Source organism: Stenotrophomonas sp. GL_101, from assembly GCF_057835675.1.
Window position 1 is genome coordinate 516,993 of the sequence record NZ_CM174432.1, and the last position, 21,361, is coordinate 538,353.

The window sequence follows — 21,361 nt, forward strand, 5'->3', positions numbered from 1 at the left end:
GCGCTACCGTACACTCGGGGGCTACGTGGTCCCTGTGCTGGAGAGAGCGATGAAACGAGTGGTATTGAGCGTACTGGCCCTGTCGGTGTCCAGCGCCCTGATGGCGGCAACACCGAAATTCGATGGCGCGCGGATTTCCGCGGACGTCAAGGAACTGGCTTCCGATGCCTACGAAGGCCGCTCGCCGGCCACCGCGGGGGAACAGAAAACCATCGCCTACCTGAGCGCGCAGTTTGCCGCGGCCGGCCTGCAGCCCGGTGGCGACCTGAAGGACGGCAAGCGCCTGTGGACCCAGGCCGTGCCGCTGCGCAAGGGCGACATCGTCGGTACCCCGAGCCTGTCGCTGGCCAGCAAGGGCAAGCCGCAGGCACTCGCCCAGGGCAAGGAAATCGCGGTGCGCGCGGCCATGAATGGCGCCACCGACGTGGATATCGCCAATGCGCCGCTGGTGTTCCTCGGCTACGGCGTCAAGGCGCCCGAGCGCCACTGGGACGACTTCAAGGGCGTGGACCTGAAGGGCAAGATCGCGGTGGTGCTGATCAACGACCCGGATTTTGAAAGCGGCAAAGGCGACTTCGACGGCAAGGGCATGACCTACTACGGTCGTTGGACCTACAAGTACGAAGAAGGCGCACGCCAGGGCGCGCTCGGCGTGCTGATCGTGCATGAAACCGCACCGGCCTCCTACGGCTGGGCCACGGTGGCCGGCTCCAACACCAACACCATGTTCGACGTGGTCCGCGACAACCCGGCCGAGGCGCATCCGCTGTTGGAGGGCTGGATCCAGCGCGACCTGGCGGTGGATCTGTTCAAGCGCGCCGGGCTGGATTTCGAGACGCTCAAGCAGCAGGCGCAGACCCGCGATTTCAAGCCGGTGGAACTGAAGGGCGAAACCTTCTCGGCCAAGTACGCGGTCAAGACCGAGGTGATCACCTCGCACAACGTGGCCGCACGCCTGGAAGGCAGCCGGCATCCCGATGAGACCGTGGTGTACAGCGCGCACTGGGACCACATCGGGGTGGGCGAGCCCGATGCGCGGGGCGACCGCATCTTCAACGGCGCGTTGGACAACGCCAGCGGCACCGCCTCGCTGATCGAACTGGCGCGTGGTTTCGCCAAGGCCAGGCGCCCGGAGCGTTCGGTGCTGTTCCTGGCCGTCACCGCCGAGGAGAAGGGCCTGCTGGGGTCGGAGTATTACGCCAGCCACCCGCTGTACCCGCTGGGCAAGACCGTGGCGGTGATCAACATGGATGGGATGGCACCGTTCAGCCCGTCGCGTGATTTCGGCATCTACGGGTCGGCCAAGCTGGAACTGCTGGACCAGCTCAAGGACGTGGCCAAGGGCTGGGACATCCGCTACACGCCGGACCCGAAGCCGGAAGCGGGCCTGTTCTTCCGCTCCGATCATTTCCCCTTCGCCAAGCGCGGCGTGCCGGCGGTGTCCTATTCGGCCGGCCAGGACTGGGTGGACGGTGGCGTGGCCGCCGGCAAGAAGGCATCCGAGGACTACACCGCCAAGCGGTACCACCAGCAGGGCGACGAATGGCAGCCGGACTGGACCTTTGCCGGCGCCGCGCGCGACCTGGAGGTGCTGTACACGCTGGGTAACCAGCTGGCCAACTCCCGCGCCTGGCCGAACTGGAGCGAAGACTCGCAGTTCCGCGCCCCGCGTGACGCCAGCGCCGCCGAGCGCCGGTAGCGCCGGGGGCCCTGCCGACCCTGCCGATAGAGGTCGGTGGGGTTCTGGGTGGCGGTGGGGGACAGCAGCCGACTAACAGTCGGCTCTACCGATTTTTGATTTTTGATTTTTGATTTTCGATTTTCGATTTCCGGCGCCCGGCGCCCGGCGCCCCGGTCGGCGTTGCGCTGGCTTCATCCCGCCAATGGCGGCTTCCGTCGCAACCTGCTTGTCCCTGCCCACGGCAGGGCTATGCTCGCCCCATCCCATCGTGAAGACGCCGCCGTGTTCGCCAGCCTCGCTCTGATCCTTCGCATCCTGTTGGCCTGGGCCGCCGCCATCATCGTGGCCGGCTTTGTCTGGAGTGGCCTGTTCCACGACATGAATCAAGGCCCGGGGTGGGTCTTCGGGCTGGTGGCGCTGTTCCTGGCCGTCACCGCGATCGGGAGCTGCATCACCCATATCCGCCGGGTCTGGTTGGTCGCCGGGCGCCTGGACGGCACCACCCTGTCCAGCCGCCAGCGCCGCCAGATCGAACTGCCGATGGACCCCGGCCCGGCCTTCGTGCTGGTCGAGGCGGCCATCGCCGAACTGCCACGCGTGGAAGACATCGAAAGCGCCGCCGGCAGCCTGCAGGTGCGCGCCTACGTACGCCGCGTGGACTCCAACAACGGCCGGCCACCCTCACGCTGGAACCTGCCGGCACGCCTGGCGATCCGCCGCAACAGCGTGCTGGCCACGGTCACCCCGGGGCAGGGCACCTGCAGCGTGACCCTGCTGTTTGAGCCCGATGCCGGGGTCTGGGCCGATCTGCTGGCGGTGGACGAGGGCAGCAACTACGAGAACGCCGAAGCGGTCAGCCGGGCGATCACCCGCCGGGTGTCCGAGCAGCGCCGCGTCGAGCAGGCCGCCGCCGAACAGACCGCCACCGAAAAGGAGCTATCGGTGGCCAAGCTCAACCTGCTGCATGCACAGGTCGAGCCGCACTTCCTCTACAACACGCTGGCCAACGCGCAGGTGCTGACCCGTACCGATCCCCCGCGTGCCGACCAGATGCTGGGGCACTTGATCCAGTACCTGCGCAGCTCGCTGCCCAGCGTGGAAGAGTCGATGTCCACCCTGGGCGTGGAGCTGGACCGCACCCAGGCCTACCTGGAGATCCTGAAGATCCGCATGGGTGCGCGCCTGGCGCTGCAGGTGGATGTACCGCCGGCACTGCACAGCCTGCCGCTGCCATCGATGGCGCTGCAGACGCTGGTGGAAAATGCGATCAAGCATGGGCTGGAAGCCAAGCCCGGCGGCGGCACGGTCTGGATCATCGCGCGCGCGTTCGACGACCACGTCACCCTGACCGTGGCCGACGACGGGCTGGGCTTCGGCCAGGGCACCCGCGGTACCGGGATCGGTTTGAAGAACCTGCGCGAGCGCCTGCGCCTGACCTGCGGCGAACGCGCCGGGGTGGCGATCGTGGCCAACTTCCCCAGCGGGGTGGCGGCGACCATCACCTTGCCCTACGACGCCCGCGAGGCCATCCATGCAGCTTGATGCACTCATTGCCGAAGACGAAGACCTGCTGCGCCAGTCGCTGGTGGCGCAACTGCAGCGCCTGTGGCCGGAACTGCGGCTGGCTGCCGAATGCGAAGACGGTGCCAGTGCGCTGGAAACACTGGCCGAACTGAAACCGGACCTGGCCTTCCTGGACATCCGCATGCCGGGCATCAGCGGCATCGAAGTGGCCCGCGCATTGCCCGAGATCAGCCCGCGCACCCAGGTGGTGTTCGTGACGGCCTATGATCAGTACGCCATCGACGCCTTCGAACAGGGCGCGATGGACTACCTGCTCAAGCCGGTCAGCGACGAGCGCCTGCTGGCGACCCGCGAGCGGATCCTGACGCGCATGCAGCAGGGCCGCCCGGACAACGCGATGCTGGAGCACCTGCTGCAACGCCTGGGCACCTCACCGGGCGCGCACGCCAGCGCGCCGCCGCTGGCCTGGATCACTGCCAGCAACGGCCGCGAGACGCAGCTGATCATGCTCGAAGACGTGGTGTATTTCCGCGCCGACAGCAAGTACACCACGGTGGTCACCGAGCAGGGCGAAAGCCTGCTGCGCACGCCGCTGCGCGAGTTGCTGGAAGTGCTGGACCCGCAGCGCTTCCGACAGGTTCACCGTTCCACCATCGTCAACATGACGGCCGTGGCGGCGGTCAGCCGCGACGACACCGGGCGTGGCCAGCTGCGCCTGAAACACCGCAGCGAAGTGCTCAACGTCAGCCAGCCGTTCATGAGCCTGTTTCGCGGCATGTAAGTCCATCTCGAGCACCCATTCCGGAGCGCGTATGCGAAATTCCATCGTCGCCAGCCTGTGCCTGCTGGCGCTGGCGGCCTGCCAGCAATCCAGCAACACCTCCGTCACCCGCATCCGCGCCAATGGGGTGGATACGCTCTACAGCAAGACCACGGTCGAGCATGGCGTGGCCCGCTTTGCGTGCATCGCCAGCAGCAGTGGCCAGTGCCATTACCGGGTGCTGGACCCGCGCTGCAGTACCGACACCCCGTGTGCGCAGCCGCCGCTGCACCTGCTCAGCGTGGCCGTGGGCAAGACCGAACAGATGGCCGGCCTGCCGGCGGGGTTCCGCCAATGCGTCAGCGCGCTCCGCAAAGAACAATGCCACCGTGACTGATCACGGTGGCATTGTGGCTCCCCCCGCTTTCCGGGATGGTCAGTAAGCTGGTTGCAGGTGCAGGTTGTTGCGGTCGTCCTGCTCGCCTACGTGGTTGAGCTGGCCGACCAGTTCGGAGTGCTGCTTCATGCGGCCGATCTCGCGCATGATGCGGATGTCCTCGTGGCGCAGCTCGCGGCGGGCGGTGACGACCTGCTTGTAGTTGAGCACTTCCGGGTAGAGCTGGGCCATGTCCAGCGCTTCGGCCACGCATTCGACGCTGTCGGCATCGGAGGTGATCCGGGCACGGCTGTTGAAGGCTTTCATCCAGCGTTCGAAGCCGGCGGTATGGTCGAACATGTTGGCCATGAACCAGATCACGAACAGGATCGATATCCACGAGCCGAACACGATCACCACGCGGGTGAAGGTGATATGGAAGTCGTCCTTCCACAGGTAGTTGCTGATCAGGCCCAGGATCAACAACGAGGCGGCCTGCCAACCGACGATGGAGGCCATCAGCCACTGGCCCTTGGCCTTGTCCAGCACCTCCACCTCTTCGCGGATCTGATGCTCGCTCTTGTTACGCCAATGCGCGACTTGTTTTTCAAACGGGCTGGAGTACAGCTCGTTGTCCTGCAACAGCAACCCCAAACCCTTGAACAAAGCGATCATGACCTGCTCCTTCTGGAACGTGCAGCGGCGCATTGGACGAACGTGTGGCGAATTCAGTTCTAGCACTTTCACTGCGCTGCGCAATGGGGAACGTGCGAGGCCATACAGCGCCAGTTCCTGAATACGCGAAGGGTTGTGCGGCGCAGCATCGTGCCCGTGGCCTGCGACAAGATGTCGCAGGCAAAATCGTGCTGCGGATGCACATGAAACGCGCGCTGAGCGCCCTGGCGCGCGGCCCGGGTCGCCAGCGGCCAGAATCGGAGGTGACCGCGCAGCCTGCGCGCGGATGGGCCCGATCAGGCGGCAGGTACCGACCGTTGCCGGCTACGGTGATCTTCAACAGTGCATCAGGCAAAAAAACGGACGCCGCAGCGTCCGTTTTTCGAGCGCATCGCTAGGCGATGCAAGCGCTCACCACACCTTGACCCGCTTGTCCGGGGCCAGGTACAGCTTCTGGCCTTCCTTGACCTCGAAGGCGGGGTACCACGCATCCAGGTTGCGCACGGTCAGCGCACGGAACTGGCCGGGTGCGTGCACGTTGGTCAGCAGTGAGTTGCGCAGGGCCTGTTCACGGGCCTTGCTGCGCCAGGCCTGGGCGAAACCGAGGAAGAAGCGCTGGTCGGCGCTGAAGCCTTCCAGGGCCGGTGCCGGCTTGCCCTGCAACGACAACTGATAGGCGTCGTAGGCGGTGCCCAGGCCAGCCACGTCGGCGATGTTCTCGCCCAGGGTCAGGCGGCCATTGACCGACACGCCCGGGAACGGCTGGTAGCTGCTGAACTGCGCGGCCAGTGCATCGCCGGCGGCGTTGAATTTCTTCAGGTCGTCGGCCGTCCACCAGTTATGCAGCTTGCCGGTTTCATCGAACTGCGCGCCGGCATTGTCGAAGCCGTGGCTGATCTCGTGGCCGATCACCGCACCGATCGCGCCGTAGTTGACCGCATCGTCGGCAGCGCCATCGAAGAACGGCGGCTGCAGGATCGCGGCCGGGAATACCAGGCGGTTTTCCAGCGGCACGTTCATCGCGTTGATGGTCTGCGGCAGCATCGCCCACTCGCTGTGGTCCACCGGCTTGCCCAGCTTGGCGATGTTGCGCTGGTACTCGAACTGCTCGGCGCGCTCGGCGTTGCCCAGCGCGTCGTCGCGCTTGACCTCCAGGCCGGTGTAATCGCGCCACTTGTCCGGGTAGCCCATGCCGACGGTGAGGCCGGCCACTTTGGCCTTGGCGTGCGCCTTGGTCTGCGGGGACATCCACGCCAGCGCGTCGATGCGCTTGGCGAAGGCGGCGATGATGTTCTTGGCCATCTCATCGGCGCGGGCCTTGGTGGCCGGGTCGAAGTGGCGTTCCACGTACAGCTTGCCGATGGCCTCGCCGACGGCATGGTTGCTGTCGTCCACCGCGCGCTTCCAGCGATCGCTCTGCTGCGGGGTGCCGTTGAGGGCCGTGCCGCGGAAGGCGAAGCGCGCGTCGGCGAACGACTTGGGCAGGTACGGCGCGGCGCGGTCCAGCGCGTGGAAGGCCAGGTAGTCCTTCCATACGTCCAGCGGCTCGGTGGCGACCAGGCGCGAGATGCCGGCCATCGCCTTGGGCTGCCACACGATGAAGTCCTGCTGCGCCTCCAGCTTGGCGCCGGCCAGGAAGGCGTTCCAGTCCATGCCCGGTGCCTTGGCGCTCAGGTCGGCCTGGGTCCAGGCATTGGCACCCTTGGCCACGTCGTTGGTTTCTTCCTGGGTGGCGTGGGCCTGGGCGATGCGGGTTTCCAGCGCGAGGATGCGCTGCGCCTTGGCAGCCGGGTCGGCGACGCCGGCCAGCTGCAGCACCTGGGCGATATAGGCCTGGTACTGCTTGCGCAGCTCGGCCATGCGGCCGCCCTGCAGGTAGAAATCGCGGTCCGGCAGGCCCAGCCCGCCCTGTACCAGGTACGGCGCGTTGCGGTCGGGTTGCAGCAGGTCCACCGACACCCACACCCCGAACAGGCGGTCGGTGTAGAAGTTGGTGGCATTGAGCAGGTCCACGTCCGCGCGCAGGGTGCCGCCCAGTGCGGTGGCCAGCGCGGCCTTGTCGGCGATTGCGCCGATGGCGTCCAGTTCCGGTGTGACCGCTGCCACGCCGCGCGATTCGATGCCGGCCTGGTCCATGAAGGCGGCGTAGTAATCGCCGATCAACCGGGTCTCGCCGCTGGCCTGGGTATCGGCGGCGGCGCCTTCGAGGATGGCACGGGTGTCGGCCAGGGTCTTTTCGGCGATGACGTTGAAGCTGCCATAGCTGGACCGGTCGGCCGGAATCTCGGTGTTCTTCACCCAGCTGCCGTTGGCGAAGCCGAAGAAGTCATCACCGGCGGCAACGCTGCGGTCCATGCCGGTGGCATCGAAGCCGAAACTGCCCAGCTGCGGCGTGGGCGCGGCCGGCGCCGCACTGGCGGTGTCCGGCGCAGCGGCGCCTGGGGCGGCCGGTTCACGGTCGCAGGCGGCCAGGCCCAGCGACAGGCTGGCGGCGATGGCGAGCATCAGGGTAGGGCGGCGCAGCTTGGACATGGACTTCTCAGGCAACGGGAAAACCCCAAGTCTAATCCTCCGTGCCGGCCATGTTTGTGCCTGCCATGGCCGGTGCGCCGCTGCGGTTGTGCCTGGTGACGGGCTTGTTCATGCGCCACGGGCCGGCCTGTGGCCCTTTCCGTGCCGCACGCACTGGTGCATTCTGCAGCGGCCCCGATGGGGTGCAGGCAGCGGGGGTTGCAGGATGATCGGCCGGTCAAGAATCCCGGGCGTCGGCCGCTCAGGTTTGGGGGACACCAGGAAGCGTTTACGCATGAAATCAGCCCATCGCAGCGGGAGAGGTCGGCAATGCCCGCATTGAACCCGGCACTGGCCCGGCCAATGCGCACCATCGTGTGGCTGGGCATCAGCCTGGGCGTGCTGCTGGCGGTCGGGCTGGGTTTGATGCTGGCCAACGATTACCAGCGGCGCCAGGAAGCGGCGCAGCGCCAGAGTTCGGCGCTGGCGGCCGGTTCCCAGCGCCTGCTGCGGCTGGAACTGCGCAACCTGGAGCGGGCCATGCTGGGCATCGCCGAGGATGGCGCGCTGCTGTTCGAACGGGTGCCGGTGCAGGCCCCGGACCTGCTCGACGATGCCATCGGCGGCGTGCTGCAGCGCCATGCCGAGCTGGACAGCATCGTGGTGGTGGACCAGCACGGCCGCGCGCTGACCAGCGGCAGCGGCGACCTGTACCTGCCGCTGTGGGCAGTGGATGCCAACCGGGGCATCGAGAGCCGGCTGTACCTGGGGCCGCCGCAGCAGCGCAACGCGCAGCGCTGGGTGCTGCCGCTGGCGCTGCGCATGGGCGATGACCGCTGGCTGCTGAGCCGGCTGCATACCAGCGAGCTGCAGTCGATCATCAGCGGGCTGGACACCGGCGAGCACGGGGTCATGTCGATCACCGACGCGCAGGGCTCGGTGCTGGCGCGCAGCCCCGATCCGGTCGGCCTGACCGGCCAGCGTTTCAGCCTGGGCAGGCGCGACATGCTGCGTCGCGATGCGGTGATCCCGCTGGGCATTGAAACCAGCAGCATCGACAACGTCGAACGCATCTCTACCCTGACCACGCTGGGCCAGTATCCGGTCGCGGTGTATGCCGGCCTTGGGCGCGAGGATGTGTTGGCTCTGTGGTGGCCGTACGTGCAGGCGTCGGTGGCGCTGTTCCTGCTGTACTGGGGGGTGTTCGCGGTGGTGTATGTGAGCCTGCGCCGTGCCACCTGCAGCCAGGATGCGCTGACCGAGGAACTGCGCACCGGGCACGCCGAGCTGCTGATGGCCCACCAGGTCGGCAAGGTCTGTACGTGGTACGTGGACGAGGATGCCTCGCTGCTGCGCTGGTCGCCGTTGGCGCGGCAGATCTTCGGGATCGACATCGAAAGCCTGCCGGTGGCCGCGTTCTTCGCCCGCGTGCACCGCGACGATGCCGAGCGCATGCAGATGGCGTTCGACAATGCGTTCGCCGGCAATGGCGTGCTCGATGAAATGTTCCGGGTGGTGCTGCCCGGCGGCGTCGTGCGCTGGGTTTCCGCGCGCGGCCAGCGGGTAGCGGTGGTGGACCGGCAGCGGCGCATGATCGGCGCGCTCACCGACGTGAGCGAGCGGGTGCATGCGCTGGCCCGGGTGCAGCAGGCCGAACGCCAGTTCCGGCTGTTGTTCGACCGCAATCCGGCGCCGTTCTGGGTGTTCGACCCGGACACGCTGCGCTTCCTGGAGGTCAACGAAGCGGCGGTGAAGCAGTACGGCTACAGCCGCGATGAATTCCTGGCGATGAGCATCCTGGACATCCGCCCGCGCGAAGGCTGGGACGAGATTCGCGGGGCGGTCGACAGTACCGGCGTCGGCGAAGTGCAGGATGCCAAAGTGCGCATCCACCGGCGCAGGGACGGCACCTTGTTCGAGGTGCGCACGCATCTGTCGCGACTGGATTTCGACGGCCGCCAGGCCTGCCTGGTGCTGGCCGAGGACATCAGCGAACGCCTGGCCTACGAACGCGACCTGGCCTACCACGCCACCCACAACCCGGCCACCGGCCTGCTCAACACCCGCGCGCTGGCCGCGCAGCTGGATGAAGAGGGCGGTGGCTACACCATCGCCTACGTGCAGTTCCGCGGGCTGCAGCTGGTGGCCGATACGCTGGGCCGCGAGGTGGGCGAGGTGGTGCTGCAGGCGATGGCCAAGCGCCTGGGTGGGTTGGGCACGCGCTACGGGCTGTTGGCGTTCCAGCCGGCCGAAGATTTCATCTTTGCCATCCGCGATGACCATCAGCGCCAGACGGCGCTGGATACCCTGGTACAGACCGTGTCCGAGCCGGTACGCGGGCAGGACTGGCTGCACCAGTTCGAGCCGCGGATCGGCGTGGCGGTGAAGTTCGACGGTGATGTGCTCGGTGCCGAGCAGGTGATCGGCATGGCCGCGCAGGCCGCGCATGCCGCGCGCGACGACGGCAGTGTGCTTGCCTGGTTCGACCATACGGTGACCTCACGCCTGGCCGAACGGCTGCGCCTGGCCGGGCGGATCCACACGGCGATCGACAACGAATTCCAGCTGTATTTCCAGCCGATCTGCCATGCCGCCGATGGCACGCCGGCGGCACTGGAGGCGTTGCTGCGCTGGCCACAGGCCGATGGCAGCTTCATCGCACCGGGGGAATTCATCCAGCTGTGCGAAGACACCGGGCTGATCCTGGCGCTGGGCCGGTGGGTGATCCGTGCGGCAGCGCAGGCGCAGCGTCAGTTGGTGGATGCCGGTTGGCCGCTGCCGATCGCGGTGAACGTGTCGGCGGTGCAGTTCTTCAACAGCGACCTGGTGGCCGAGTTCGCCCGGGCCAGCCAGGAGTTCGGGCTGGCGCGCGGCGCGTTGCAGGTGGAGTTGACCGAGAGCAGCCTGATGCGCAAGCCGGCCCAGGCCAAGCAGACCATGCAGCGCCTGCATGAGCAGGGCATCTGTATTTCGCTGGATGATTTCGGCACGGGGTATTCCAACATGTCCTACCTGCAGCACCTGCCGCTGGACGTCCTGAAGATCGATCGCAGCTTTGTGGCCGACGTGGAAACCAACCCGCGCAATGCCTCGATCTGCCGCGCGCTGTTGTCGCTGGGCCACAGCATGGGCTTGACGGTGATCGCCGAAGGCGTGGAAACCCCGGGCCAGCACCAGTGGCTGGCCGCGCACGGCTGCGACCAGGTGCAGGGCTACCTGCTGGGGCGGCCATCGCCGCTGGCGCAGGTGATTACGCGGCTGGAAACCGCCGAAGCCCTGTAGAGCCGACCGTTGGTCGGCTATCCCTTTACCCCAGCGCTTCCACCAGATAATCGATGAAACTGCGCACCTTCGGTGCGAGATGGTTGCGGCTGGTGTAGACGGCGAAAATGCCGACCGGCGCGATGTCCCACTCGGGGAGCACGCGCTCCAGGCGGCCATCGGCAAGGGCGTCGGCGATGAGGAAGTCCGGTTGCACGATGATGCCCATGCCGGCCAGCGCCGCTTCGCGCAGCACATCGCCGTTGTTGGCGCGCAACCCGCCGCGCACCGCCACCGATACCTCGCCGCGCGGGCCGCGCAGCTGCCAGCTGTCGCCGCCGCCCCAGTAGCTGTAACCCAGGCACTGGTGTGCGGCCAGGTCTTCGGGCTGCTGCGGGCGCCCGTGCGCATCCAGGTAGGCCGGCGCCGCGCACAGGGTGATGTGGGCGCTGGCCAGCTGGCGCGCGATCAACGCCGGGTTCGGTTGGCGGGTGATGCGGATGGCCACGTCAAAGCCTTCTTCGACCATGTCCACCAGCCGGTCGGACAGCGACAGGTCCAGCTGCACCTGCGGGTGACGGGCGCGATAGCCGGCCAGCAATGGGCCCAGGCGGGCGATGCCATAGCTGACCGGGGCATTCACCCGCAGCAGGCCGGAGGGCGCCAGCGCCTGTGCGCCAATGCCCGCTTCCAGTGCGTCGAACTGCGCCAGCAGCTGCACGCATTGCGCGTAGTACGCCGCGCCGGTGCTGGTAGGGCTGACCCGGCGGGTGGTGCGGTTGAGCAGGCGGGTGGAAAGGCGTTTTTCCAGCGCGGCCACCTGGCGGGTGACCCCGGCGGTGGACAGGTCCAACGCCTGCGCGGCGGCGCTGAAGCCGTTGCGCTCGACCACCGCCACAAACACACGCATCGCGTCCAGGGTGTCCATTGTTGCGATTCCTGTAATAAACAGCGTCGATTGATCGTATTTATCGCCCGTCGTGGGCGCAATAGCATGGCCTCATCCTATTCGTCGAGGTGTCCCATGCGTACTCCCTTTGTTGCACCCCCGGCCTTGGCCGGTGTCGGCCCGGCCCTGCTGCGCTGGGGCCTGGGCGTGTTGTTCCTGGTCCATGGCCTGACCAAGCTGCTGGTGTTCACCCCGGCCGGTACGGCCGCCTACTTCCAGTCGCTCGGCCTGCCCGGCGCGCTCGGCTACCTGGCCATGGCGCTGGAGCTGACGCTTGCCGCCTCGCTGCTGCTCGGCGTCTACGCACGCTGGATCGGCCTGCTGGGGGTACCGCTGCTGCTGGGCACGATTGTCAGCGTGCACGGTGCCAACGGCTTCAGCTTCGCCAATGCCGGCGGTGGCTGGGAGTACCCGGCGTTCTGGGCGCTGGCGTTGCTGGTGCTGTTCTGCATCGGCGATGGCCGCTGGACGCTGGCCTCGCGCTGAGTATTACCTGTTCGATGACCCTCTCCTGGAGCCTTTGATGTCCCGTCTGCCTTCGCTGTACATCTCCCATGGTTCGCCGATGACCGCGCTCGACCCGGGCCCGGTCGGTGAACGCCTGGCCGCGCTGGCCGCGCAGTTGCCGCGTCCGCGCGCGATCGTGATGGCGTCGGCGCATTGGCTTACCCACCAACCGGCCGTGGGCGGGCACGCGCAACCGCCCACCCTCCACGACTTCGGTGGGTTCCCGCAGGCGTTGTTCGACCTGCAGTACCCGGCGGTGGGTGACCCGGCGTTGGCCGCCGAGGTTGCCGCACGCCTGGATGCGGCCGGTCTGCCGACGGTGGTCGACCGCAACCGTGGCCTGGACCATGGCGCCTGGGTGCCGCTGCGCTTCCTGTACCCGCAGGCCGACATCCCGGTGGTCCCGCTGGCGATCCAGCCGCTGCTCGGCCCGGCCCACCAGTTCGCGCTGGGCCGCGCACTGGCGCCGCTGCGCGAGCAGGGCGTGCTGGTGATCGGCTCGGGCAGCATCACCCACAACCTGCACGACTGGCGCCGCTACGAGGACGGCAAGGAAGCGCCCTATGTGCGCCCCTTCATCCAATGGGTGGAACAGCGCCTGCAGGCCGACGACAGCGCTGCATTGCTGGACTACCGCGCGCGTGCGCCGCATGCGGTGCAGGCCCACCCCAGCGATGAGCACCTGCAGCCGCTGCACCTGGCGATGGGTGCGGCCGGTGGCGATGTACTGGGCGCGCAGCGTATCGATGCGGGCATCGATGGCGGCTTCCTGGCGATGGACATTTACCGCTTCGACGGCGCCGATGCGCGGGCTTCGGCCACCCGTTGATGCAGTGAGGGGCGCCGGTTCCAGCGTGCGGCGCAGCGCCCGGCGGCTGTCCACGGACTGAGCCAGGCGCGTGCCCGCCATTCGCGCAGGCGGGCGGGTGTGGTAGTTTTTTTGCAGTTTCCGGCGCCGGCTGCCTGCAGCCTCCCCCGCGCTGTCTTCTGGAAAATGCATGCATACCATCGAAGTCGTCCTGGCCATGCTGGTGGCCGTGGTCGCCAGCGGTTACCTGGTTCGGGTACTGCCGCTGTCACTACCGCTGCCGTTGGTGCAGATCGGCCTGGGCGCGGTGATCGCCGGGGTCTTCAACCGTGGCCACGCGCTGGAACCGGAGATGTTCTTCCTGCTGTTCCTGCCGCCGCTGCTGTTCCTGGACGGCTGGCGCATTCCCAAACAGGGCCTGTTCCGCGACAAGGGCGTGATCCTGGAGCTGGCCTTCGGGCTGGTGGTGTTCACGGTGATCGGCGCCGGTTTCCTGATCCACTGGATGATCCCGGTGATGCCGCTGGCGGTGGCCTTCGCGCTGGCGGCGATCATCTCCCCGACCGACCCGGTGGCGGTCAGCTCGATCGCCTCGCGCGCGCCCATTCCCAAGCGGCTGATGCACATCCTGGAAGGCGAGTCGTTGTTGAACGATGCCTCCGGCCTGGTCTGCTTCCGCTTCGCGGTGGCGGCGGTCATGACCGGGACGTTCTCGCTGGCCACCGCGTCATTGACCTTCCTGTGGGTGGCGCTGGCCGGGCTGGTGATCGGCGTGGCGGTCACCCTGGGCGTGTCCACCTTCCAGCGCTGGCTGTGGCGGCGTTTCGGCGAAGAGCCGGGCGCGGCGCTGCTGGTCAACCTGCTGATTCCCTTCGCGGCCTACCTGCTGGCCGAAGAGGCCAATGCCTCCGGCATCCTCTCGGCGGTGGCCGCCGGCATCACCATGAGCTACGTGGAGATGACCGGCCGCGTGTCCGGCAGCATGCGCGTGCAGCGTGCGGCGGTGTGGGGGATGCTGCAGTTCAGCTTCAACGGCATCATGTTCGTGCTGCTGGGCGAACAGCTGCCGGGGATTGTCGAGCGCGCGATCACCACGGTCAGCGAGAGCGGCCACCACAGTGCGTGGTGGCTGCTGGTGTACGTGGTGGTGATCAACCTGACCCTGGTGGTGCTGCGGCTGGCGTGGGTGTGGCTGTCGCTGCGCTGGAGCCTGCTGCGCGCGCGCCACCGTGGCGAAGCCGGGCAGGGTACTTCCTGGCGCATCGTGGTGGCGACCTCGGTGGCCGGGGTGCGCGGTGCGATCACCCTGGCCGGCGTGCTGACCCTGCCGTTGTTCCTGCCCGATGGCAGTGCGTTCCCGGCACGTGATCTGGTGATCTTCCTGGCCGCGGCGGTGATCCTGTTCTCGCTGGTGGGCGCCAGCGTGGCGTTGCCACGGCTGTTGAAGGGCCTGGAGCTGCCGGCCGATTCGGGCGAGCGCAAGGCCGAGGACCTGGCCCGTCGGCTGGCGTCCAAGGCCGCCCTGGCCGGGGTCGAGCGCAAGCGCCAGCAGCTGGTGCAGAACCAGACCACCGAGAACGTGCAGCTGTACAACGACGCTGCCTCGCGGGTGAGCCTGCTGTACCAGCGCAACCTGGAAAAGGACGAGGGCCCGGATGCGGACCCGGAAAAGGTGCAGCGGATGGAGCAGGGCTACCGTCAGCTGCGCGGTGCCGGGCTGACCGCCGAGCGCGAGGAACTGTTCCGCCTGACCCGGCGCGGCCAGATTTCCGACGAGGTATCGCGCAAGCTGATCCGCAACCTGGACCTGCTGGAAACGCGGCAACGCGATTGAACGGCCGCCCGACCCACGGTCGGGCGCTACCGCATGCCCCGGTTGAACGCTCGGGCGCCGACATTCCCCGGTGGCAACCGACCGTTGGTCGGTTGACCACTCAGGCGTCGGTATTCCCCCGGTAGCAACCGACCGTTGGTCGGTTGGCCACTCAGGCCTCGGGCTTCTGCTCCAGGTAATACGCCACGACGGTGCCCTTGATCTTGATGGTCATCGGGTTGCCGCGACGATCGCGGGCCTTGCCGGCCTGCACGCGGATCCAGCCTTCGCTGACCGAATATTCTTCGACGTTGTCGCGCTCGACATCGTTGAAACGGATGCCGACGCCGCGTTCCAGCGCAGCGGCATCATGGAAGGGGCTGGCCGGGTTGATCGCCAGGTGATCGGGAGGGATATCGCTCATGGTCATCGGGTGCTGATGGCCACCACGGCCACCTTCTAGGCGCACAGGATAAACCGCGCAGCGTCCGTGGCCGAATTTCGCTTCCTGCCAACGCCCCCGCACGGCAGAATGCCCGCCTGTCTCCAGGAAACCCCGCCATGCCCGACAACAGCGATTATTTCGACTTCGAAGAAGACGAGCGCGATTTCGACGAAGACGATTTCGAGGCGCGGATCTGGAACCTGTTCGCGCTGATCAACCCGGGCGATGAAGAACTGGCACTGCAGCAGTTCAACCGCTGGCGCGAGGCGCTGCTGGAAAGTGGCGAGGAAATCGACGAAGAAGCCGACTGGCTGCCACCGATGATGGCCGCCATTGCCTGGCAGTCCGGGTTCGAGGTGGAGCGGGAGGACGCCGATGCGCTGATGTCGGCGGTCAACGAGCTGTCCGCGCGCTGGAACCTGCAACTGGACTGGGGCGGCGACCTGGATGACGAGGATTTCGCCGCCAAGGCCGACGGCGTGCAGCTGATGAGCACCGGCTTCGACCGCCTGCGTGAGCAGAACTACACGCTGTGGAGCGTGGACGCCGGCAACGACGGCTTCACCGGCTGGATGGCGCTGACCCGCGATGACGATGCGATGCTCGCACTGTGCTCGCTGTTGAACGTGGAAATCCGGCTCGGCAGCGACCCGTTCTGAGGGCATCCGGCGTGGAGGGTGCGTGCGGACCAACGGTCGGCACCTACGTGGCGGGGGTGTATTGCCGGCGCGCGTTGGCGATGACCGCTTTGAGCCGCGCACGGTCGGTATGCCGTGAGATCGCGGTGACACCCAGGGCGATCGCCTGCTCGCGCAGCGGTGCCGGCACGTCGTAATGGGCGCCGCTGGGGCGGTTCTGGAAGGCCCGTCGGGGAATCCCGAGCTGCGCCGCCATGGCGTGCAGCTCGGGCAGGGTGTCGGCCATCAGATGCGCCCAGCGCTCGCCGCGCCAGGGGTGTACCGCATCGTCGATATAGACCGTCACCGGGTGCGCTGGCTCAGGCCTGCGGCTTGTCGTCGCTGGCGGCCGGGGTGGCTTCGGCGTCGGTGGCCACGTCGGTGCTGGCTTCGGTGGTCGCTTCGTCGGCGCTCTTGGCTTCGTCGGCGGCTGCCTGGCCTTCTTCGCCTTCTTCGCCGTCTTCCCCTTCGACGCCTTCAAACTCGGATACCAGGTGGCTCAGGTACTCGTCGGCGGTCTTGCCTTCGTCGGCGGCCAGGTCATCGATCAGCTGCTGCAGCTGGGTCGAGTATTCCAGGGTGACCTTGCGGCCTTCCTTCTCCTGCACATTGGACAGGTGCTTGAGCATGGCCAGCATCGGGATCGGGTTGTCGGCGTTGCCCATGGTCTGGCCGCCGATGGCCAGCAGCCATTCGGTGCCCTGCAGGCCGATCGCGGCCACTACCTGGCCTTCCTCGTTGGTCAGCACGGCATGGTTCTGCACCTGCTGCTGGGCATTGAGGCGGTTGATCGGGCGCTTGGGCTGAAGCTTCTTGCGCTTGTCGCGCTTGGCCTTGGACTGCTTGGACATGGGTGCGGTCTATCTACAAAAGGAAAGGCCCATTGTAGTGCCGGCCGCCGGCCGGCTCCACGGATTCCCTGAATTCCCCTGCAGCGCCCGCCGCCGCGCGCCTCAGGGCGTGGCGGGCGGGGACTGCGCCGCCTGGATATCGGCATCGGCGGCGGTGGGCGACAGCGCCACTTTCTGCCCGGCGCCCGCCAGTGCGGCCGCTTCGGCTGCCTGGGTCATCACCACGATGCTGATCCGGCGGTTGATCGGGTTGTCCGGCTGGGTCTTGTCGAACAGCACCGAGGAGGACAGCCCGACCACGCGGGTCACCTTCTCTTCGCTCATGCCACCGTCCAACAGCGCGCGCCGGGCGGCATTGGCGCGGTCGGCGCTGAGCTCCCAGTTGCCGTAGCCGTGCACCGCGTTGTAGGCGGTGGTGTCGGTATGGCCGGTGATGCTGATCCGGTTCGGCACGTGGTTGATGAACTGCGAGAGCTCGCGCAGGATCTCGCGCGTGTAGGGCTTGAGCGATGCGCTGCCCATGTCGAACATCGGCCGGTTCTGCTTGTCCACGATCTGGATGCGCAGGCCTTCGGGGGTCAGGTCCAGCAGCAGCTGGTCCTTGAACGGTTCCAGCGCCTGGCTCTTGCTGATCGCTTCTTCCAGTTCCTTCTTCAACGCTTCGAGCTGCTGCTTTTCGCGCTCGCGATCGGTCTGCGGGATCGGCTTGGCGGCCTGGGAATTCTGGAACGGGTCGTTGCTGTTGCCGCGCGAGATATCGGTGGCGCCGCCCAGCTTGATCATCGAGGTGCTGGCCCCGCCTGGCCCGGCCATGCCCGGGGCCGCGGTGGGGCTCTGCCCGACCAGCGGGCTGGGGTTGCGGAAGTACTCGGAAATGGCCGCGCGCTCGGGGCGGGTGGTGGCGGCCATCAGCCACAGCACCAGGAAGAAGGCCATCATCGCGGTGACGAAGTCGGCGTAGGCAACCTTCCAGGCGCCGCCATGGTGGGCGGCATGGCCGGCCTTCCTGACCCGGCGGACGATGACGGTGGGCTTGTTCTCGGCCATGGCGGTGCCTTACTTGACCGTCTTGAGGTGCGCTTCAAACGCACTGAAGCCCGGGCGCACGGCCGAGGGCAGGGTCTTGCGGGCGAACTCCAGCGCGATCTTCGGGTTGTAGCCGCGCAGGCAGGCCAGCAGGGCGGTCTTGACCGACTCGTAGATGCGGCTGTCCTGTTCGGCGCGTGCTTCCACTGCCGCGGCCAGCGGGCTGACGAAGCCGTAGGCCAGCAGGATGCCCAGGAAGGTGCCGACCAGGGCGCCGGCCACGTGCGCGCCCACTTCGGTGATTTCCCCGCCGATCGAGCCCATGGTGATCACGATGCCCAGCACCGCGGCCACGATGCCGAACCCGGGCAGGCCGTCGGAGACCTTGTAGAGCACCGCCGCCGGCTGCATGGCTTCGCCGTGGTGCTTCTCCAGTTCCAGTTCCAGCAGCGGTTCCAGTTCGTGCGGCTCGATGTTGCTGCCGATCATCAGGCGCAGGCAGTCGGTGATGAAGTCGACCAGATGGTGGTCGGCCTGCACTTTGGGGTAGTTGGCGAAGATGCTGCTCTCGGCCGGCCGTTCGACGTGGTCTTCCAGCGCCATGAAGCCTTCGCGGCGCGCCTTGTTCAGCAGTTCATAGAGCAGGCTGAGGACGTCGAGGTAGTCCTGCTGCTTGTAGCGCGGGCCCTTGAACACCCCGATGCTGGCCTGCAGGGTCTGCTTGACGGTCTTGACCGGGGTGCCCACCAGGAACGCGCCCAGGGCCGCGCCGCCGATGATGACCAGTTCATAGGGCTGCCACAGCGCGGCCAGTTTGCCGTGCGCGCCGATGTAGCCACCGAGCACGCTGAGGATGACGATGAGGAATCCAACAAGAATGAGCATGGGGCCGGCGCGGAGTAGGGGATACCTCCATGTCGGCCCCGACCCCGGGTTTCTGAAGGGGCCGTTCGTTCAATGTCACACTTTTGCGGGGAAGCGGTGCGGGCCCGTGGTCCGCACCTGGCGGCCTCAGCCGGCCGCGCCGGCCTCGGCGCCAGCGCGCTGCAGCGGGTCTGGATAGGCCTCGCCGTTGGGGGTGAACGCGAGCGAGACCGAGTTCAGGCAGTGCCGTTCATGGGTCGGCGGCGGGCCATCGGGAAAAACATGGCCAAGATGGCTGTCACATCGCGCGCAGACGATTTCGGTGCGGACCATGCCGTGGCTGATGTCGCGGATCTCGCGGACATGGGCCGGGTCGAAGGGGGCGAAGAAGCTGGGCCAGCCGGTGCCCGAGTCGAACTTGGTGCTGGAGCGGAACAGCGGCAGGCCGCACAGGCGGCAGCCGTAAACGCCGTCCTGCTTGTTGTCCAGGAACACGCCGCAGAACGGTGCCTCCGTGCCGTGCTGCAGGAGTACCCGCTGCTCGTCGGCGCTGAGACCGGCCACCAGGGCCTCGCGCTGGGTGTCGCTGGGGGGAGAGAGATCGAAGGCGGTCATCGGCGGTTCCTCGCAGGGGTAGGTTCAAGATTGGGCCGGGCACGGGGGCTTCAACCCGGGCGGGGACACGCCGGCCACGTTCAGGGTGCTGATACCTGCACGGGTGCATGGTGGATGCCTGCCCATCGCTGGAGCATCCCATGATCCGCCCGATCCGTATCGCGACCGCGCTGTTGGCGTTGCTGCCGGCCATGGCCATGGCGCAGATCGGCCCGCCGCCCAATCCCACCGCGACCCGGCCGGTAGTGGTGGCGCAGCCGACGCCGGCGCCCCTGCCGACGCCGGTGCGGCCGGCCCCGGTCGACAGCCTGTCGGGCCAGATGGCCCCGGTAAAATCCAACAGCCAGGTGCAGCAACAATTGAGCACCCATCCCATCCAGGCGCGCGGGACCGGCGCGGCGCAGCCGATCCAGGCGCCGACACCGCAGCCCAAGGTGTACGACCGCCACGGGCGGATCATTCCCGGCGCCAAGCAGGTAGGCCCCAACCGCGTGCTGGATACGCGGACGGGCAAATACTACGACGCCATTCCCAGTGGCGACGGGCAGCAGATCCGGCCTTGAGCGGCGGGCATCGCCGCGACGGGGTTTCAAACGCATGAACGCTGCACAACGCGGGCCCGCAGTCATCTGCGTCAACGCGCCAGCTCACTGCTTTTTCGCCTGCGATTAACCGTTTTTCCCGGACCCTGTACGTGCGCCGGAACGCGGCGTATTCCAAGGTTTTTCAGAAGAGTGCAATCATGACCAACCAGCAGAACCAGAAGGGCGGCAAGATGCCGCAGGAACAGCAGGGCAGTCAGCAGCAGCACCAGAAGGCCGGCCAGCAGAACCAGCAGCAGTGGGATCAGCAGAACCAGAAGGGCGGCAAGCAGCAGGATCAACGCACGCCCGATTCCAAACAGCAGCGCTGACGCGCGCGATGCTTGACTGACACTTCACGAGTGACCCAAGACAAAGGCGGTGCGCGCGAGCGTACCGCCTTTTTTTTTGTTTTTTTTTCTTAAAGCAACGGCCAGATCAACAGCCGCATCAACAGCCGCATCAACAGCCGCATCAACAGCCGCATCAACAGCCAGGTCAACCGCCGATGGCTGCCTGATCCTGGGCTGGGCGGGGGTGTGTGGGTTCGCGGGACACGCCGTAAACCCATCCTTGGGGGCTCCGCCATCGCATCCATGCGATGGAGGGTCCCGCGAACCCACACACCCCCACCCCAGACAGTTGGCAGGTGGCCATGGAAAGCGGCTCTGCTTCACCGATGCATCAGCGGCGATATCGATGCCCGAACGCGACGGTTGTGCCCTTGCTTGCCTGTGAGGACCGGGTAGGTATCGGGGGCTGGGGCGGGTGGGTGGCCGGGGCCCTCCACCGCATGGATGCGGTGGCGGAGCTTACAGGGACGTACTTGCAGCGTGCCCCGGCTACCCACCCGCCCCAGCCCAGCACGCAGCATCGAAAACCCGCTCTGCTCTGCTTTGCTTTGCTTTGCTTTGCTCTACGCCGCTACAACCGCAATCCTCATCCTCAATCCGGAATTGGCAACGTCAGCGTCTCCTTCACCTCTTCCATCACGATGTAGCTCTTGGATTCGCGCACGTGCGGCAGGGTCAGCAGCGTGCTGCCGAGCAGCTTGCGGTAGGACGCCATCTCGCTGATGCGCGCCTTCAGCAGGTAATCGAAATCGCCCGACACCAGATGGCACTCCAGCACGTTGGGCAGCTTCAGCGCCGCGCGACGGAATTCCTCGAAAATGTCGCCGGACTTGTAGGCCAGGCTGATTTCCACGAACACCAACAGACTGGCCTTGAGATAGTGCGGATCCAGCTTGGCGTAGTAGCCGGTGATCGCCCCATCGCGTTCCAGCCGGCGCACCCGCTCGGTACAGGGCGTGGTCGACAAGCCCACCCGCTCGCCAAGTTCGGTAAAGGAAATCCGCCCCTCGGCCTGCAGGATGCGCAGGATCTTGCGGTCGATCTTGTCCAGCTCACGGGCACGTACGGCCATCGGGGTCATCCG

At 67.0% G+C, this 21,361-nt stretch carries 21 protein-coding genes; 11 read left to right on the forward strand and 10 right to left on the reverse strand.

The genetic code is table 11. The features are described 5' to 3' along the window. The first annotated feature begins 49 nt into the window (after nt 1-49). From AC3IR9_RS02320 to AC3IR9_RS02335, 4 genes are all read left to right on the forward strand, one after another. Nucleotides 50-1,699, forward strand: a complete 1,650-nt coding sequence (locus AC3IR9_RS02320; RefSeq protein ID WP_489293789.1) for a M28 family metallopeptidase — start codon at nt 50-52, stop codon at nt 1,697-1,699. Between the two features lie 264 nt (nt 1,700-1,963). After that, nucleotides 1,964-3,223 carry a sensor histidine kinase gene (locus AC3IR9_RS02325; RefSeq protein ID WP_489295668.1) on the forward strand — a complete coding sequence of 420 codons (1,260 nt, stop codon included), beginning with the start codon at nt 1,964-1,966 and terminating at the stop codon, nt 3,221-3,223. Further along, nucleotides 3,213-3,986: a LytR/AlgR family response regulator transcription factor gene (locus tag AC3IR9_RS02330; RefSeq protein WP_489293791.1), complete on the forward strand. Its 774-nt coding sequence runs from the start codon at nt 3,213-3,215 to the stop codon at nt 3,984-3,986. Before AC3IR9_RS02325 ends, AC3IR9_RS02330 begins: the two co-directional genes overlap by 11 nt. 31 nt (nt 3,987-4,017) lie before the next feature. Further along, nucleotides 4,018-4,362: a hypothetical protein gene (locus tag AC3IR9_RS02335; RefSeq protein WP_489293792.1), complete on the forward strand. Its 345-nt coding sequence runs from the start codon at nt 4,018-4,020 to the stop codon at nt 4,360-4,362. 39 nt (nt 4,363-4,401) lie between these two features. On the opposite strand, the gene AC3IR9_RS02340 is transcribed toward AC3IR9_RS02335, so the two are convergent. Beyond that, nucleotides 4,402-5,016: a hypothetical protein gene (locus AC3IR9_RS02340; RefSeq protein WP_489293793.1), complete on the reverse strand. Its 615-nt coding sequence runs from the start codon at nt 5,014-5,016 to the stop codon at nt 4,402-4,404. 411 nt (nt 5,017-5,427) lie between these two features. Beyond that, complete coding sequence (locus tag AC3IR9_RS02345; RefSeq protein ID WP_489293795.1) at nt 5,428-7,548, reverse strand: M13 family metallopeptidase; 2,121 nt, start codon at nt 7,546-7,548, stop codon at nt 5,428-5,430. 309 nt (nt 7,549-7,857) lie between these two features. Here AC3IR9_RS02345 and AC3IR9_RS02350 point away from each other — a divergent pair, with 309 nt between their 5' ends. After that, the gene (locus AC3IR9_RS02350) at nt 7,858-10,809 is read left to right on the forward strand and encodes a bifunctional diguanylate cyclase/phosphodiesterase (RefSeq protein WP_489293796.1); all 2,952 of its coding nucleotides are present in this window, start codon (nt 7,858-7,860) and stop codon (nt 10,807-10,809) included. Nucleotides 10,810-10,834: 25 nt separating this feature from the next. On the opposite strand, the gene AC3IR9_RS02355 is transcribed toward AC3IR9_RS02350, so the two are convergent. Then, a complete protein-coding gene (locus tag AC3IR9_RS02355; protein ID WP_489293797.1) occupies nt 10,835-11,716 on the reverse strand; it encodes a LysR family transcriptional regulator in 882 nt (293 codons plus the stop codon). 96 nt (nt 11,717-11,812) lie between these two features. Here AC3IR9_RS02355 and AC3IR9_RS02360 point away from each other — a divergent pair, with 96 nt between their 5' ends. From AC3IR9_RS02360 to AC3IR9_RS02370, 3 genes are all read left to right on the forward strand, one after another. Continuing rightward, the gene (locus AC3IR9_RS02360) at nt 11,813-12,223 is read left to right on the forward strand and encodes a DoxX family protein (RefSeq protein ID WP_489293799.1); all 411 of its coding nucleotides are present in this window, start codon (nt 11,813-11,815) and stop codon (nt 12,221-12,223) included. A gap of 37 nt (nt 12,224-12,260) precedes the next feature. Continuing rightward, nucleotides 12,261-13,073 carry a dioxygenase family protein gene (locus AC3IR9_RS02365; protein ID WP_489293800.1) on the forward strand — a complete coding sequence of 271 codons (813 nt, stop codon included), beginning with the start codon at nt 12,261-12,263 and terminating at the stop codon, nt 13,071-13,073. A 169-nt stretch (nt 13,074-13,242) separates the two neighbouring features. After that, nucleotides 13,243-14,886: a Na+/H+ antiporter gene (locus tag AC3IR9_RS02370; RefSeq protein WP_489293801.1), complete on the forward strand. Its 1,644-nt coding sequence runs from the start codon at nt 13,243-13,245 to the stop codon at nt 14,884-14,886. Nucleotides 14,887-15,037: 151 nt separating this feature from the next. Here the strand turns inward: AC3IR9_RS02370 and AC3IR9_RS02375 are convergent, their stop codons facing one another. Further along, nucleotides 15,038-15,289: a DUF3297 family protein gene (locus tag AC3IR9_RS02375; RefSeq protein ID WP_489293802.1), complete on the reverse strand. Its 252-nt coding sequence runs from the start codon at nt 15,287-15,289 to the stop codon at nt 15,038-15,040. Between the two features lie 137 nt (nt 15,290-15,426). Here AC3IR9_RS02375 and AC3IR9_RS02380 point away from each other — a divergent pair, with 137 nt between their 5' ends. Then, complete coding sequence (locus AC3IR9_RS02380) at nt 15,427-15,969, forward strand: DUF6630 family protein (protein ID WP_489293803.1); 543 nt, start codon at nt 15,427-15,429, stop codon at nt 15,967-15,969. Between the two features lie 43 nt (nt 15,970-16,012). On the opposite strand, the gene AC3IR9_RS02385 is transcribed toward AC3IR9_RS02380, so the two are convergent. From AC3IR9_RS02385 to msrB, 5 genes are all read right to left on the reverse strand, one after another. Continuing rightward, nucleotides 16,013-16,294, reverse strand: a complete 282-nt coding sequence (locus AC3IR9_RS02385; protein ID WP_489293804.1) for a DUF4031 domain-containing protein — start codon at nt 16,292-16,294, stop codon at nt 16,013-16,015. 13 nt (nt 16,295-16,307) lie between these two features. Further along, entirely contained in the window at nt 16,308-16,838 is a 531-nt protein-coding gene (locus AC3IR9_RS02390; RefSeq protein WP_489293806.1) for a hypothetical protein, read from the reverse strand. 102 nt (nt 16,839-16,940) lie between these two features. Next, on the reverse strand, nt 16,941-17,885 hold the full coding sequence (motB, locus tag AC3IR9_RS02395) for a flagellar motor protein MotB (RefSeq protein ID WP_489293807.1): 945 nt from the start codon (nt 17,883-17,885) through the stop codon (nt 16,941-16,943). 9 nt (nt 17,886-17,894) lie between these two features. Continuing rightward, nucleotides 17,895-18,749, reverse strand: a complete 855-nt coding sequence (gene motA, locus AC3IR9_RS02400) for a flagellar motor stator protein MotA (RefSeq protein WP_489293809.1) — start codon at nt 18,747-18,749, stop codon at nt 17,895-17,897. A gap of 126 nt (nt 18,750-18,875) precedes the next feature. Next, nucleotides 18,876-19,343 carry a peptide-methionine (R)-S-oxide reductase MsrB gene (gene msrB, locus AC3IR9_RS02405; RefSeq protein ID WP_489293811.1) on the reverse strand — a complete coding sequence of 156 codons (468 nt, stop codon included), beginning with the start codon at nt 19,341-19,343 and terminating at the stop codon, nt 18,876-18,878. A gap of 140 nt (nt 19,344-19,483) precedes the next feature. On the opposite strand from msrB, the gene AC3IR9_RS02410 reads away from it, so the two are divergent. Both AC3IR9_RS02410 and AC3IR9_RS02415 read left to right on the forward strand, forming a co-directional pair. Further along, nucleotides 19,484-19,906 carry a classical arabinogalactan protein 4 gene (locus tag AC3IR9_RS02410; RefSeq protein WP_489293813.1) on the forward strand — a complete coding sequence of 141 codons (423 nt, stop codon included), beginning with the start codon at nt 19,484-19,486 and terminating at the stop codon, nt 19,904-19,906. Nucleotides 19,907-20,085: 179 nt separating this feature from the next. Beyond that, entirely contained in the window at nt 20,086-20,256 is a 171-nt protein-coding gene (locus AC3IR9_RS02415; RefSeq protein WP_489293815.1) for a lana protein, read from the forward strand. A 613-nt stretch (nt 20,257-20,869) separates the two neighbouring features. On the opposite strand, the gene AC3IR9_RS02420 is transcribed toward AC3IR9_RS02415, so the two are convergent. After that, nucleotides 20,870-21,349: an Lrp/AsnC ligand binding domain-containing protein gene (locus AC3IR9_RS02420; RefSeq protein WP_017356503.1), complete on the reverse strand. Its 480-nt coding sequence runs from the start codon at nt 21,347-21,349 to the stop codon at nt 20,870-20,872. Nucleotides 21,350-21,361 lie beyond the last annotated feature (12 nt).